The organism is Oscillatoria sp. FACHB-1406 (assembly GCF_014698145.1).
Lineage (GTDB): Bacteria > Cyanobacteriota > Cyanobacteriia > Cyanobacteriales > Spirulinaceae > FACHB-1406.
The window spans coordinates 98,406-113,727 of sequence record NZ_JACJSM010000014.1 but is presented as its reverse complement, the minus strand read 5'-3'; the positions used below and the strand labels follow the sequence as shown (position 1 = coordinate 113,727).

Here is a 15,322-nt window from a genome sequence, read left to right as displayed (position 1 = left end):
ACCCTATAGACTCGCTCCCAAGAAAGCAAAAGCAATGGACTTTGAAATTGTGGCTCACCGTGGGTATTCGGCGATCGCGCCCGAAAATACCCTTGCGGCCTTTGCTGCGGCGATGGAAGGCGGCGCGAATGCAATTGAATTTGACGTTCGCCTCTGTGCCGATAATGTTCCCATCCTCATCCACGATGCGACAGTCAATCGCACCACGGACGGGACAGGCAATGTCAGAGATCTGACACTCGAACAACTCAAACAATTAGATGCGGGACTGTGGTTTAGCGATCGCTTCATCGGCGAACGCATTCCCACGCTTGCCGAAACCCTCGATTTTCTTCAAGATACGCCCGCTAGCGTTTGCGCGGAAATCAAAGATGGCGATGATTGGTCGTCGGAGGATATCGAGCGTTTAATTGAAACGATCCGCGCGCCGCTACGCGGATCCCTGCGGGATCGCAACTGGGAAAGCCGCTTTCGCATCGCCTCGTTCAGCGATGAATTCGTCGATCGCGTCGCCGCGATCGCTCCAACCCTCCCCCGCGCTTACTATCCCCTTACGCCCGCCGACTACCAAGAAAAAGTTCGCCAACTCAAAAGCGAAAAAGATACCATGCTCCTGTGCGAATATCACCTCCTCCTCGAAAATCCCCACCTCATTAAAATCAGTCGCAACTGCTGCATTGATGTTGGCGCTTGGACCGTCGATCGCGCGGAAGATTTAGAAGCGCTCGTGCGCCTGGGAGTCAAACAAATCGTGACCAATACATTGCTGAATTCAAAATCCAACATTTAAACGGCTTTTTTCAATAAAATTCAAGCAATTTTGAAAAGCTTTAAAAAATCTGTAAATCCTTCGGAATCTCGGATAAGCTCAATTGCTCTCGTCTGTTGATTTTTAAGGTTTAATTAACGATCTAAAATTCCCCCTCGTTCTTTTCTAGAGTATGGTAGATAACAGGCAAGTTTTAGGCGGTTAACTTTAGATGCAATAGTCCAACCAATTCAAGGTAACGCTCCATAAAATTGGGGATTGTAATTCCCGTCTGCGCTTAACTTCATTCCATGCAGCTTACTCGAGAACTGGTTTCACTTTACTAACCGTTAATCTAAGAACTTGAATGTTTACTTTGTCGCTCGGTTGCTAGCCATTTAAATTAATAGCTGTCGAGCCAGCATTAACGTAAGTTGCCACCGAGCGAGCGACATCGATCGAGTTCGTTTCCACACAATCACCCAACAATGCAGTCTTACGATATTGTCATCATTGGCGCAGGTCATAATGGACTAACTTGCGCGGCTTACCTCTTAAAAGAAGGCTATACCGTAGCCTTGCTCGAAAAACGTCCGATTCCGGGCGGTGGAGCCACAACCGAAGAACTCATGCCCCAAGATGCCCCCGGTTTTCATTTTAACCGCTGCGCGATCGACCACGAATTTATCCACTTAGGGCCGGTTGTCCAAGAATTAGAACTGGAAAAATATGGACTGGAATATCTCTATTGCGACCCAGTAGTCTTTTGTCCCCATCCCGATGGCAAGTATTTTCTAGCCCGTAAATCCGTTGAAGAAACCTGCGCCGAAATTGCCCGCTTCAATCAGCGAGATGCCAAAAAATACGCCGAATTTATCGATTTTTGGCAGCGACTCCTAAAAGGAATTACGCCAATGTTTAACGCGCCGCCCAAATCGGTAACAGACATTTTAGGCAATTACGACCTATCCAAACTGAAAGATTTATTATCCGTCATCGCGGTTCCGGGGCGAACGCTGGATTTTTTCCGCACTCTACTCTCTAGCAGCGAAGATATTTTACACGAATACTTCGATTCAGAATTCATTAAAGCTCCCTTAGCGCGATTAGCTGCGGAAATGGGCGCGCCGCCCAGCCAAAAGAATTTGGCTCTCGGGGCGATTATGCTGGGGATGCGACACGATCCCGGTATGGCGCGTCCGAAAGGCGGTACGGGCGCTTTAACGGCTGCTTTAGTCAATCTCGTAACCAGTCTGGGCGGCAAAATTTTCACCGATCGCTCGGTTGAGAAAGTTCTCGTCGATGATAAGCGCGCAGTTGGAGTACGCGTCGCTGGAGGAGAAGAGTATCGAGCCACCAAAGCCGTCATTTCCAACATTGATGCCAAACGGGTCTTTCTGCAACTGATGGATGGGGTAGAAGTTGACAAGGCGGACGAAAACCTGCGAGAACGGCTCGATCGCCGCATTGTCAATAACAACGAAACAATTCTAAAAATCGATTGCGCCCTTTCCGAAGCCCCTAAATTTATTCACCACGAGCATAAAGATGAGTATTTAATCGGCTCGATTTTAATTGCCGATTCGGTAAAGCACGTGGAAATTGCCCACAGCGATCCCAGCATCGGGCGCATTCCCGACGAAGATCCTTCTATTTACGCGGTTGTGCCGACGGTGCGCGATCCTTCGATGGCACCCCCAGGACAACACACGCTCTGGATTGAGTTTTTTGCCCCGTACCAAATCGAAAATCGTCAGGATGGGCTGAAAGGCACTGGGTGGACGGATGAGTTGAAAAATCAAGTTGCCGATCGCGTCATTGACAAGTTGAACGATTACGCGCCCAACCTCAAACAATCGATTATTGCGCGAGCGGTTGAAAGTCCTGCCGAGTTAGGCGAGCGGTTGGGGTCTTACAAGGGTAATTATTACCATATCGATATGACCCTAGAGCAGATGATTTTCTTCCGCCCGCTGCCGGAGTTAGCCAATTATAAAACGCCAATTGATGGGCTGTACTTAACGGGAGCCGGAACCCATCCCGGCGGATCAATTTCGGGAATGCCGGGACGTAACTGCGCCCGCGTCTTTTTACACGAGGATCGTCCCATCGCTCAGACGCTCAAAGATGCGCGCGATTCGGTGCAATCGGCGATCGAGTCCGTGTTTAAACGCGATTAAATCCCGCTGTTGCACTAATGCGATAAAAATCGCTCGCTCGGCTCTCTGGAGGCGGGCGAGCGTTTGCTTACCGACAATTCTGGCATTCAACAGTCAGAAAACGAACGATATGCAACTCTTTAAAGAAGACTTGTTGAAAGTTCAAATCTAAAAGAGATAGCGCCGGGAAAATTAGCTGTTAAACTAAGCAAGCAACGCTATTAGCAGTGGATATCTGTGGCAAGAACACTAAGTCTGTTTGAGGAAGATCGCCTAACCCTGTCGAACAGCATTGAGCTATCAGCGGAATCGCTGCGTCATTACGGTTCCTTCTACAAACATTGGGCGATCGCCTTTTCTGGGGGTAAGGACTCTTCCGCCACCGTTACCCTTATTGCCCACCTGATCGAAACGGGGCAAATTCCCAAGCCTGAGAGCCTAACCGTCCTTTATGCCGACACTCGCCAAGAACTACCGCCGCTACACTCATCAGCAATGGGGATTTTGGAGGAGTTTCGCAAGCGTGGGTTTGAAACTCGCGTCGTGCTGCCAGAATTAGACCACCGCTATTTTGTCTACATCTTGGGTCGGGGAGTGCCGCCACCGTCCAATACCTTCCGTTGGTGTACGCCTAAGCTCAAAGTCATGAGCATGGAACGGGAATTGGAAGCCCTGCGGCAGGAACGGGGCGAAAAGTTCCTGATGATTACAGGCGTGCGAGTTGGGGAGAGTGCCGCCAGAGATCGGCGGATTGCGGTTAGCTGTACGAAAGATGGCGGAGAGTGCGGTCAGGGTTGGTTCCAGCATTCGTCTTCGGATGCTGTAGCAGATACGCTAGCACCGATCGTTCATTGGCGGGTCTGTCATGTGTGGGACTGGCTGCTTCACGCCGATTTAGAGCTTGGGTTCCCTACTTTTGAGATTGCTAGGGTTTACGGGCAGGATGTCAGCGATGGGGAGGAACCGCTTAATGCTAGAACAGGGTGTATCGGCTGTCCTCTCGTTCAGAAGGATGCTGCGCTCGATCGCCTAAGCGCTCAACCCGAGTGGGCATATCTTGCCCCGCTTCACAAACTCAGACCGCTGTATTGGCAAATCCGCAAACCGCAGTATCGGCTGCGAAAGCATGGGGAAGAACGCAAGTCAGCAACTAAGTATATTGGTAGAAATCGGCTAGGCCCGCTGCACTTGGATGCGCGACGTTGGATGCTGGAGCAAGTTTTGGGCATTCAGGCAGAAGTGAATGATGCGGCGCGATCGCTCGGCAAGCCAGAACTCAGCTTGATTAATGATGAAGAATTGGCGCGGATTGAAGAACTGATTGCCGCAAACACCTTCCCCGAACGCTGGGATGGGACGGAACATCGAGGCGATGAGTGGCTTCCTGAAATTCTTCCCGATGGGAGCATTCAGAATCTCTTGTTTGATGATTCTGAATTTAATCCCGTTGGATGAGTCTCCATGCCTCGTATTTATTTGGATGTTTGCTGTTTCAACCGCCCATTCGACGACCAAACACAGTCGCGGATTCGAGTGGAGACTGAAGCCATCCTGGCGATTTTGGAGCACTGCGAGAGGGGTGTATGGGAACTGATTAGCAGTGAGATGGTTGAAACCGAGGTGGCTCAAATTGCTGACCCAGAGCGACGGCAAAGGATTGAGGGAGCCTTGCTGATGGCGCGATCGCGCGTTCTGGTTGATGAAATAGCTGCCAATCGAGGCGAGGAATTACAGAACCTGGGCTTTCAAGGATTCGATGCCATCCATCTTGCCTGTTCTGAAATTGCTCGAGCTGATGTTTTTTTATCAACAGACGATCGATTATTGAGAAGGGCGGCTCGATACCGTAACTCCCTGACTGTAGCTGTGGATAACCCCGCTACATGGCTGATTGCAACACTTCAAACAGGAGATTCTGACAATGACCCCAATGGAACTTAGACGACAAGGTTTGGCGGCACTGCGTAAGGAACTGGGCTACGTCGGCATGGTGCGCTTTCTCCATCAGTTTGATACGGGGAGTGGCGACTATACAAAAGAGCGGCACCAGTGGCAAGATGGGCTGACTGTTGCAGATATAATGGCGCAGATGAAAGAACGCCGCGATCGGGCGTAATCTATTACAAGGTGTGAGGCAATTTATGGAAAAGCGAACTATTGCTGAGGCAGCGATCGAGGTGCTAAAGGAAGCGAAGCAACCTATGACAGCAGCAGAAATTACCCAGGCAATCTTAGACAAAGGGTTGTACACCTTTAATACGAAAGATCCAAGAGCAATGGTACGTGGAGCGATCGAGCGGCGATGTGCGGGTGTAAATCGGAAAAACTCAGTTTCCCAGAAAGACTTCACAAAGCTTTCAGACGGTAAATACCAATTAGAGACAACCAAGTAACCTGGAGTGTCATAAAGCTGAAAATGCTCATCTTTCATCTAAAAAGACTATAGACAGCATTAATTTGTTCGCCGGACACTTCTTGGGGCTTTTTCTCATGTCCATCGCGAATGTAGAGCTTGTCACCATACCATGCTGGTTGGTCGCCAGCTTTGACTTCAATCATCAGAACTGTGTGTTCCATGTATGTTATTGGCGTTAGGCTTGTATTTACTAACGTTTTCAACCATTCTTGGAGGGCAGAATCACGGATTTTTCGACTAATAAATAATATGTATTGATCGAGCGTGACATTATGTAGTTTTGCCTCTCTTTCTAACCCCACAACACCAAATGAGTAGAATCTAGGGACACTAATTTTATCTAACTGTTCAATTCGTTTAGTATCTGCTTCCTTATCAGTTACCCCAACAAATATATATCCTTTTTTTCCTTTTCCTAAATTTGCCATCGCTGCTACATTTTGCAGAATCTTTTCAAAGCTTTGTTTATCAAAACTACGATTTTTATTGACCAAGGTATAAAACCCCTGCTTAAAATCGTAATTTGCAGCTTCCGTTTTTGAACGTCTCAAGTAATTTTCAAAATCTACAGCATAGGAACCGCTGCTACGCAGAGAATTGCTTGATTGCTTAAAATAATCCTGAATAAGTCCTTTAGTAAGACTTATGTTATGAATTCTATTTTCAGTTTTTACCGTCGAACTCATCTTAATTTTTTTAATTAATGCCGTAACAGATTTAAAAATTTCTTCACATTCAAAAGGCTCCTTTGCCTCTTTAATGATCAGGTGATAAAAAGCCATGAATAATGTGTAAAAGGGTTCTTTAACAGGATTTCCGGCTCCTGATTTCCTCCTTAAAACATTTCTCAAGAAATTTCTTTCATTAGAATTAGATGCAATCGTAATAGAACTTTTTATATAAGATAGAACTGTCTTGATATCTGCCCGAAGCTTATCCTCTCCATACCTAGCAACAGCTAGTTCTATTTCATCTAGCTTATTATCCTCACCTTTTCCGTAATAGGCATCAAAGTTTTCTTTGCTGGCGGCAAAAGGCTTGCCCAATGCTATAGATAGAATAATATCGGCTAATAGCTGCTCGTCCTCACTATCGCGAAGACCAGAAACGCGCAGAATTCCTTGGCTACACCAAAAGGTATCATCAGCGAGAATGCCATAGCCAAGCGTAATTGATTTAGCATCAATGCTAATCTCAGGCATTTCAGTAAGAGGTAACTCTTCCCTAGATACATCTCCACGAATCTCAGCGGCAAGAGATCTAACCAACCCCGAAAATCTTGTTGTTACACCTGCTTGTCTAACCTCTTGAGGTGATAAATGTTTCCCATTTGCATTAATTCGATTAAAAATATCCTCAATGTCTTTGACCGAATTAGTTCGATAAATTGTGACAGCAAGTGAATACTCTAGGAAGTTAACACAAGTGCTTGCCTTAAAAAAACTGATTTTGCTGAATCTGCTGGCTCAAAAACTCCCTTTTTACTTAACTCATGAGCCAAAGGATGCTTTGTAATATCAAAGAATTTGTCATCAACTGAAAACTCATTTTCAATGAAGCCAAATATGGCATTTAGCCTTTGCATTCCATCAATAATCTCGTATGTTTCTTCTTCCTCATTAGTTTTGAATCCACCAAGTAATATCAGTGGAATTGGGTAATTTAAAAGTAGGCTTTGTATAAGTCCAGCCTTTTCTGCCTTAGTCCAGACGAGCTTACGCTGATACCTACGATTAACGATCAGCTTATTGCTTCTGTACCAACGGTACATCTCAAGGATGCTCATACCTTTAGGAGTGGTACTCATACTCTACTTCTACTCACATCCTTTCAAGTCTACTTATATCCCTTTAAGTCTAACTAAATCCTCTCGCTCTTGGTAGCACGCTTGAGATCGATCGGTCGATCCTTCGCCGCTTGAGAAATACGGACTCGTTCAATAGGAGGTTCCATAGACTCTACCGAAAGTAACCAGATTTTACTTGGGTTTGATGCTTAGTGCGATCGTACTTAAGCAAGTATTCACGAGCGATCGCCCTATTTTCCCGCAACCGCTTCACCTCCGTCTTGCCAATCTCAGTATCCGTCGAGAGGAGCAACACTTGATGGCTGGCTTGTGGGAAGTAGCGATCGACCAGATTCTTGCGATGAGAGGAATCAAGCCGACCTAGTGGAGTATCGATCGCCACAGGTAACTGCCGACCCGAAGCACGGGCTAATCCCCACAACAGGGAAATTGCCAATAGCTGTTTCTCACCCGCAGATAGCCGATGTTTGAGGACAGCTTGCCCTTCGCAGTCAAACAGAGAGAGGCTGAAGGTTTCGGTGTCGATTTGAACCCGATGCACTAAATTCGATTTGTGCAGCAAGTAAAGAAAGCACTCAGTCACCAAACTTTCAAGCTGATTGAGCTTACGGAGTTTCAGCTTGTGCTGAAACACCTTGAGAGTATCTTGGACTTTAGCGATCGCCGCCAAGGTATGTTCGTCATTTTTGCGCTCGATCGCCAGCTTGCTATAATCCATTAGTTCCTGCCCAGTGCGGGCAAGGGTTTGTTCTGCTTGGTCAAGAAGCCGTTGACTGTGTTCGCGATCGGCTTTGAGGCTTACGACTTGTGCCTGTGCCTGCCGCACCTGCTGCACGAGCTTGTCATACATCTCCGGGGAGGCAGCAGTCGCGAGATAGCGTTCAATGGTCTCGATCTCCTCCTGGTAGGTCTGAAGCTGCTTCAAATGCTCTGTCGCTACCTGGCACTGATGAGGCAGACCATACTGCAATGTGTTCGTGAGTTGATGAAAGGTATCTACATCTGCACCCAGCCAAGTCTCCTCTTTCTCCTGTGAGACTTCCTTTTCTTGTTTTGCAAGAAACGAACGAATTTGCTTAAGCTGCTTCGTTCCTAGGTCTAGCGATCTAACAAACTGAAGCAAAGCCTGGTTCCGTTCCTTCAACAACTCACCAGCAGACTCGAGTTGTTGTTGCCGAATCTCCTGCTGAGCTTGAATTTGAGCTTCCTTAAGCAAAGGCTGAATTAATGCCAGAGGCAAAACTCCCGCTGCAACCTCCCGTAAGGCGGCGCGGCGATCGTCAGCTTTGTTCCTCGCCTGTTGGTGCTGCTGTTCTTGCTGGGATTGCTCTGCTGCAATTTTGCCCCCCTCAGCCAGAAACCGTTCCTCCGCCTGCCGCAATTTCTCTTCCGCCTTGTCCAGCTTTTGTTGAATTGCAGCAATTTTCTTTTTAATAGAACGGCGTTCTTGCTCCTGGGATTCCAGACGTTGCTCGAGATCCGATAGCTGCGCCTGTTGTTGAGTCGTTGCCAAGGCTTTACGCTTGCGGGTAGTCAATACATCGAGGTCGGCAGAAAGGCGATCGGGTAATTCGAGTCCTAACAGCGATCGGATGGCACTGGTAACAGATTGCGGCAGCACATCGCGATCGGCTAATTCACCAACTTGCTCGCCGTCAAATAAAAATAAACGGGAGATTCCCAAGGGCAGTAAATCTTCAATGCGCTCATCCCATTTCTGTGCGAGATCGGGCGCAAGTTCACCATTAACCGTAACTTTCAGGGTATCTCGACCACTAATCTGCTCAGTCCAGGTACGGTAAATCCTAAACTCAGTGGCTTGTGCCTCATTATTTAGGGTTTGCTGGAAGCTCAATTCTATCGTAGAGGCCTGCGCTTGCCGATTAATGCACTGTTTGAGGAATTCAGGATAGCTGAGGCTACCGCGAGTCGAGCAGGAGGCACGATGCCCATAGAGTGCCAGACGAAGGGCATCCATCAATGTCGTTTTCCCGCCGCCGTTCAGACCACCGAATAGAATAATGGTTTGCTGGTTTTGACCCGGGCAAAGATTGAGGATCTGTCGTCCTTTATAAGGACCAAAGTTTTCTAATACTAATTCTTGAAAAATCATCCCTGTTCCTTAAATTTCAGGTCTGCCCAAGAAGCTGCTGGCTTATCAGTTAGCTGTTTGACGGTTTCTACATCTCCAGCTTTAGCTGCTTTTTTGATGTTCCAGTTCAGGTGGGCGTTGTCAATCGCTTCTTCTTTGGGACGAGAACTGGTTTCAAAGTGCTTTTCAAGCGCATCAATGATACCGACCCGCCGTGACATTGTTTGAAACCTACGCTCGGTGCTGAGGAGCCGAGTCATTAGTTCAAAGTGCATTGGGTCGTCGCAAATTTCCTCTCAGTCGGTGCATTTTGACGAGCGACTGTCTGCGTTTGAAGCACCCGCCGCAACCATTCTTCTCGCCATTGTTTGGTGTAGGGACCTGGAATATTGACAATTTCTTTGGCATCTATGCCGTCCACATCGCGCTCGTAAAGCTGGATTTGTCCCTGTCGTCGCCGGAAGTCACGGCGATCGAGATCGTCCTCCACATCCAATTCGTTCCGCAAATCCAGAAGCGGTTGCATCCATTCTTTCTCCTCATCGTTCTGAATCATTGCCTCCATCGATTTATCTGCACTGACTAACGTGCAGACCCAGCAGCCGAATCGCGAACTACCACAGCTAGGCGTAGAAGTATCCACCACCAATGGGCATTCATTATCTGCTGTTGCACCCCGATACATCGCAAATAGATCGTTGTTGTTATTGCCCCAAGGGTTTTGCCACTGCATTAAGTAAAGCCAAACTTCATCCGTGCGCCAGTCCTCAATCGGCGTGTAAATCAAGGAGTTCGGGCGACTGGGATTGTAGTTGAGGTGCGAGAAGACGCGCCAGTTGCGGTGTTTTTTCATCAGGGCTGCCCGCGATGCACTCTCAGCTTTTCGGGTTCCAAGCGCTAGAATGACTTCCCCACTTTCCCGAATTGTTTCCCGGATGTAGTTATCGGATGGTTTGATCTTGAGCCGTTCGGTACACCAACGAAAGCCTTGCCTTGGGGCTGGATAGCCCTTACCAATCAAATTGACCCAAAAGGTATCTTTTACAGCAGGTTTTAGCAGAATGGGTTCGATTGGAATGCCTTTTTCTCGAGCGGACTTGCCTACCTGTTCTAAAGATTTGCTGACCCATGCAGACACAACTGGATTTTCAACCATTGTGTCTGTCGTGATGACGTGAATGGTTTTGGTACGTTTTTCGGCTGGGAGAGTGGCGATCGCATTCCACACCAACTGAAGCACTGCTGTCGAATCCTTACCGCCGGAGTAGCCAACAATCCAGGGCAATCGATCCTGGCAGTAGAGTTCTTGAATTTCAATCGTCAGAGCTTCCAAAGCCTCGACAAATTCAGCAACCGATCGTTGGGAGTTTTCTAATTTAACCGTTTCAGTCATTACATTCACCCTAAATAAAACCTAGCTAATACCTCAAAAATACTTAGATTGCTCAGTTCTCCTATGGTTCAATTCTGGGTTCTTAGCGCAGGCAAAAACAACACCCATCTGAAACTCAAACATCGGCATAGCTACCTCCCCGCGAGAGCATAAGCTTTCTCTAGCCGTTCTTCTTCTGTAGTTAACGGCAGTTTCATAGCCTTTTTCAAATAAGCGGTCATAAATGCTACACAAGTTCTCGATTTGGATAGCTTCCCCCCAAACATGACGCGCCCCTCCCAGTCAGGATTGGAGCGCGACCAATCTATTTTGCATAAGGCTTTTAACTGAGTCTCCCACTTATCCGGGTAAGTAGCTAGCAAAACTGCACCCGCTCTCCCAATGCCCGCTAGTGTGACGGCATGGCTGTGAATGTATTCTCGACGGATTTCTCCAGGACTGACTTTTTTATCAAATACTTGCTGCCAGTCTGGAATATTGCTGCTGACTGTTCTCCAGAAACGGACGCTAATTTCAATCTGCTTCTCTATCTCCTCGTTCTTGTGATTGGTCAAAAGTGCTTGAGTAGCCCCGTAGATGCTGCTCAGCGTGAAGAGCTTACTGGAGCGGACTGGCAGGTTGCTGCGCTCCATATCGGTGAGTCTGTCAAAAATTTTGACCTCTTTGACTACTGATTTGGACAGGATGGATTTGCGATCGCGCTGGTCGTATAGAATGTTCAGCGAAGGATCGGGATGAACCGCATAACGGTTCAGATCGGTGAACATCTGCTGCGATCGTTTCAAGCCAATATCCAGAAAGAAGACGACGGAGATCGTCTCATCTCCGAGATCGGGGTTTTCTTTCAATGCCTGTTCAAAAGCAGCACGGCGATGCTGTCCGTCATTTATGACAAACCGCGCATCCATTGGAATGGTTAATTTACCAATGTCTTCTGAACCAATGGGATCGAAAGTAATATCGGCATTGATAGAGACAGTAATCGCCGAAAAAACGTAATCTGCTGGATTATTTACGATGTAGCGAGCGATCTCAGGGACTCGGCTCCGATTCAAGACCCGTTGCGCTCGCATTTCAGGGGGAATTTCTTCGTCATCAAACGAAAAGATTTTTGGGATCAGCCGCACTGGACACATTGAGACGTAATACTCGCGTCCTGCTTGAATCCCTCTGATAGCTGGAAAAACGTACTCGAATGGGAGAGCCATAGAACCCATCCACAACCTTCCCCCGTAATCTATCATTAAATTGACGTACTGTATGTAATTTTTTACATACAGAGCGCTTTTTGAAGAAACGTTCGGCTAAAGCCTTGCCGATCGAGCGGTTCGATCCAATTTTTGTCGCGGGAAAAGGGGGCTTATAACTGCGCGATCGCATCCACTAACCGATCGATTTCGGCGCGATCGCTGAAATAATGAACGCAGGCACGGATACAATCGGGATCGAGAATTGTCCGCAGCAAAAACCCTTGTTGTTCCAATTGCATTACGGCTTGTTTGTGAGAGATTCCGCCCGTCAATTTAAACGAGACTAAACCGGCTTGGGGGGGAGCGCTCCGCAAACAGTTTACGCCGTCCGTTTCTGCGAGTTTTTGCCACAAGAACGCGCTATTTTGACAAATTTGTTGGTAACGCTCCTCGGAGGTTCCCCAAGTGCGATGCGTGGCGATCGCGTGCTGAAGTCCGACGTACTGAGGAAAAGCCGAAGTTGCCACCTCGAAGCGCGCCCCGCCCGGTTTCTGCGCGATCGGATTGCCCGCCTCATCCATCACCACTCCCCGCCAGCCGATAAACGCCGGAGACAGCGTTTCTAAGGCTTCTGGGCGCACGTACAACCCGCCCACGCCCGCCGGCCCGCACAGCCATTTATGCCCCGTAAAGGCGTAAAAATCGGCTCCGAGTTCCGTCAAATTGAGGGCGAGAGAACCGGCAGATTGCGCGGCATCGACGAGAACTTGAATCGGTTTATGGCTTTTGGTTTGGCGACAGCAGGCGATAATTTCGGGGAGGGGAAGGACTTGTCCGGTATTCCAAAGCAGGTGAGAAAGGACGAGAAGGCGAGTGTTGGGGGTTAAATAGCGTTCGATAATGGCGGTGGGATCGCCTTGATTGAGGGTGGCGAGGATGGGACAGATGGCAACTTCCACTTGGAAGCGGCGCGAAATTTCCCTCACGGCGGCGATTACGCCGGGATGTTCGCAATCTGTCATTAAGATGCGATCGCCCGCTTGCCAGTCGATGCCCCATAATGGGATATTGCAGCCGAAGGTAACATTTTCGGTGAGAGTAATGGTATCCGGTGGTGCGCCCAATTCTGTTGCGATCGCTTCCCGCGTCAATTGCGTTTGTTTGCTAATCCAAGCATTAACTTCCGTTGAAAAAGGACCCCGTTCTTGTAAGTATTCGTAAGCTCGATAAATGGCTTCTAAAGCTGGGCGCGGCAACGTTCCTTGACCGCCAAAATTAAAGTAAGCTTTATTGCTGAGAGAGGGGAATTGTTGGCGGTAATCTTCAAGAGAAATGCGAGTCATATCTAAAGGGGAGAGGATGGAAACCGGGCTGTAAATTTTGTGGCTTGGAATTGAGCGGAATGGTGGATTCCTAACTTTTGACCGATCGGTGCTGAATTCTGTTAAGTCGCAAGCGATATTCTATTTTTTTAAGACTGTCGTAACGATCGCGGTTATCGTCGCACTGGCAATGAGAGTAAAAACGAGTTGAACGCCCCATTGAGTCGCTTGTTGGTAGTTAGAGAAACGTTCGTTGAATTGACCCACATCGTTGGATAGATGCTCGACATCGGTTGAGAGCTTATCAACATCGGTTGAGAGTCTCCCGACAGATGTTGAAAGTTTACCGACAGATGTTGCTAAACCATCAATGCGATCGAGGACATCGGAGAGAGTGGGTTCTGGATTGGGAGGAACGCTCATTTCAAGATTTAAAATCCACAATCCTATTTTACCAAGACTTCTCTCCTACTTCTAATCGGGGCGCGTTAGGCGAGCAAACCAACCTAACATCCCCCATAAAGGAACGTCCCTACTCTGTGTCGGCTAGGGTTTGCTCGCGAAAGTAACTTGCTTCCAACTCGATCTATCGGGAACTTTTAAGCTACCTTAAAGTTAAGGCTCTCCGCTCTTTGACCCAAAATTCCTAGCCTCCTCAATTTTTAATTTTTAATTTTTAATTTTTAATTCTTTACCAATGCTGCTGACCGATAACCTGTTGCTCGACTACAAACGCTGCCAGCGCCGCGCTTTTTTGAATCGTTACGGACAGCCCTCGAAAAGAATGCCAGAACGGGAATTTTTACAGAAGTTACAACGGGAAAATCAAAAACAGATCGATGCGATTTTAACCGAATGCGACTATGGGGAACCGCGTTTTGCGCCGGGAGATTGGGAGGAAGGGGCAGGACAAACCGAAGACTTAATGCGTCAGGGAGCCGATTTGATTTACAAGGGCGTACTTTTCTGGGCGGCGACACCTTCGTTTCCGGCGTTGCTCGGGCAGCCCACTTTTTTAAAAAAAATGCCGGGAACGTCGCGGTTTGGGGATTGGCATTACATCCCGATTAACGTCAAGTTGGGGAAGCGCCCGAAACCGGAGTATAAGGCGGTGGGGGCGTTCCATGCTTATCTCCTCGCGCAGGTACAAGGGGAGGTTCCGAGCGGTTCGCGGTTAGTTTTGCGCGATGGTCGGGAATATCAGGTTGCGTTGAGCAATTGGCTGCCGCGTATGGAGCAGGTTTTGAGCGATTGCAATCGGATGTTACAGTTGGGGCTAGAACCGGAGGTGTTTATTTCGCGCCAGCGATGCAGTTTGTGTCAGTGGCAGGAGGCTTGTCATGTGCTGGCACAATCCCAGCAGCACCTCTCGCTGGTTCCCGGCGTAACGCCCAGTCGTTACGAGCAGTTGCAGCAATTTGGGATTATCAGTTTGGAGCATTTGGCGGCAATGAGTTCGCCGCAAATCGATGAGGTGTTGGGGGTAGAAATTGCTTTGCAATTGCAGCAACAGGCGCAATCTTTGTTAGAGGGAAAGCCGCTGTTGCGAGATGGGTTTGAAGGGTTGGGGCGATTGCCGACGAGTGCGATCGAACTGTATTTTGATATTGAGGCCGAACCCGATCGCGATTTAGACTATTTATTAGGGGTATTGGTGCGCGATCGCGTTACCCAAAGCGAGCGGTTTTACCCATTTTTAGCTGAAGTCCCGGAAGATGAAGGCGTAATTTGGCAGCAATTTTTAGATTTAGTCGAGCGTTATCCTCAAGCGCCGATTTTTCATTTTTCTGAGTACGAAGCGGAAACTATCGAACGTTTGGCGCTGCGCTACCCAATTCCGATCGCTCGACTCAAACCTTTGCTGGAGCGTTTAATCGATCTTCATTATTGGACGACGCAGAGTGTTATTGTTCCGGTAGAGAGTTATTCGCTCAAATCGCTGGCGGTTTGGGTGGGATTTGAATGGCGCGATCGCGGCGTGAATGGCGAAAGTGCGGTATGTTGGTACGATCGCTGGTTGCAAAATGGCGATCGCGCTCTCCTCAATGCAATTGTTCGCTACAACGAAGATGATTGCCGCGCTACTCGCTACCTCAAAGATTGGCTTGCAACTTTCCTCAGTCTGAACGCAGCCCGATAATCTTTCCGCGTGTAAAGTTGTACGAAGAATCTTGGCTTTTCGTCGCAATTGTTAC

At 48.1% G+C, this 15,322-nt stretch carries 13 protein-coding genes and 1 pseudogene; 7 read left to right on the top strand and 7 right to left on the bottom strand.

Features of this window, described 5'->3' with window-relative positions:
* Window positions 1-34: 34 nt before the first annotated feature.
* From H6G50_RS14910 to H6G50_RS14885, 6 genes are all read left to right on the top strand, one after another.
* Window positions 35-790 (top strand): glycerophosphodiester phosphodiesterase family protein, encoded by a 756-nt coding sequence (locus H6G50_RS14910; RefSeq protein ID WP_190717601.1) that lies wholly within the window; start codon window positions 35-37, stop codon window positions 788-790.
* Window positions 791-1,236: 446 nt separating this feature from the next.
* On the top strand, window positions 1,237-2,928 hold the full coding sequence (crtO, locus tag H6G50_RS14905) for a beta-carotene ketolase CrtO (protein WP_190717599.1): 1,692 nt from the start codon (window positions 1,237-1,239) through the stop codon (window positions 2,926-2,928).
* A 216-nt stretch (window positions 2,929-3,144) separates the two neighbouring features.
* Complete coding sequence (locus tag H6G50_RS14900; RefSeq protein WP_190717597.1) at window positions 3,145-4,362, top strand: phosphoadenosine phosphosulfate reductase family protein; 1,218 nt, start codon at window positions 3,145-3,147, stop codon at window positions 4,360-4,362.
* Window positions 4,363-4,368: 6 nt separating this feature from the next.
* A complete protein-coding gene (locus tag H6G50_RS14895; RefSeq protein WP_190717594.1) occupies window positions 4,369-4,848 on the top strand; it encodes a PIN domain-containing protein in 480 nt (159 codons plus the stop codon).
* The gene (locus tag H6G50_RS14890; RefSeq protein ID WP_190717592.1) at window positions 4,829-5,023 is read left to right on the top strand and encodes a hypothetical protein; all 195 of its coding nucleotides are present in this window, start codon (window positions 4,829-4,831) and stop codon (window positions 5,021-5,023) included. Before H6G50_RS14895 ends, H6G50_RS14890 begins: the two co-directional genes overlap by 20 nt.
* Window positions 5,024-5,048: 25 nt before the next feature.
* Entirely contained in the window at window positions 5,049-5,300 is a 252-nt protein-coding gene (locus tag H6G50_RS14885) for a winged helix-turn-helix domain-containing protein (protein WP_190717590.1), read from the top strand.
* A gap of 34 nt (window positions 5,301-5,334) precedes the next feature.
* Here H6G50_RS14885 and H6G50_RS14880 read toward each other — a convergent pair whose 3' ends face one another.
* The 7 genes and pseudogenes from H6G50_RS14880 to H6G50_RS14850 all read right to left on the bottom strand — a co-directional run bounded on the left by H6G50_RS14880 (window position 5,335) and on the right by H6G50_RS14850 (window position 13,550).
* Window positions 5,335-6,591, bottom strand: coding sequence for an ATP-binding protein (locus H6G50_RS14880; protein WP_190717588.1), 1,257 nt, complete (start codon window positions 6,589-6,591; stop codon window positions 5,335-5,337).
* Window positions 6,592-6,731: 140 nt separating this feature from the next.
* A complete protein-coding gene (locus H6G50_RS14875) occupies window positions 6,732-7,130 on the bottom strand; it encodes a DUF262 domain-containing protein (RefSeq protein WP_190717586.1) in 399 nt (132 codons plus the stop codon).
* 151 nt (window positions 7,131-7,281) lie between these two features.
* Window positions 7,282-9,243, bottom strand: coding sequence for a DNA sulfur modification protein DndD (dndD, locus tag H6G50_RS14870; protein ID WP_190717584.1), 1,962 nt, complete (start codon window positions 9,241-9,243; stop codon window positions 7,282-7,284).
* Window positions 9,240-10,615 (bottom strand): annotated as a pseudogene (gene dndC / locus H6G50_RS14865) (DNA phosphorothioation system sulfurtransferase DndC). The gene dndD and the pseudogene dndC overlap by 4 nt, the downstream one beginning before the upstream one ends.
* Window positions 10,616-10,746: 131 nt before the next feature.
* Window positions 10,747-11,832, bottom strand: a complete 1,086-nt coding sequence (dndB, locus tag H6G50_RS14860) for a DNA sulfur modification protein DndB (RefSeq protein WP_347239940.1) — start codon at window positions 11,830-11,832, stop codon at window positions 10,747-10,749.
* A 143-nt stretch (window positions 11,833-11,975) separates the two neighbouring features.
* Entirely contained in the window at window positions 11,976-13,148 is a 1,173-nt protein-coding gene (locus tag H6G50_RS14855) for an aminotransferase class V-fold PLP-dependent enzyme (protein ID WP_190717583.1), read from the bottom strand.
* Between the two features lie 120 nt (window positions 13,149-13,268).
* Window positions 13,269-13,550 (bottom strand): hypothetical protein, encoded by a 282-nt coding sequence (locus H6G50_RS14850; RefSeq protein ID WP_190717581.1) that lies wholly within the window; start codon window positions 13,548-13,550, stop codon window positions 13,269-13,271.
* A gap of 274 nt (window positions 13,551-13,824) precedes the next feature.
* Here H6G50_RS14850 and H6G50_RS14845 point away from each other — a divergent pair, with 274 nt between their 5' ends.
* A complete protein-coding gene (locus H6G50_RS14845) occupies window positions 13,825-15,267 on the top strand; it encodes a TM0106 family RecB-like putative nuclease (RefSeq protein ID WP_190717579.1) in 1,443 nt (480 codons plus the stop codon).
* The last annotated feature ends 55 nt before the right edge of the window (window positions 15,268-15,322 follow it).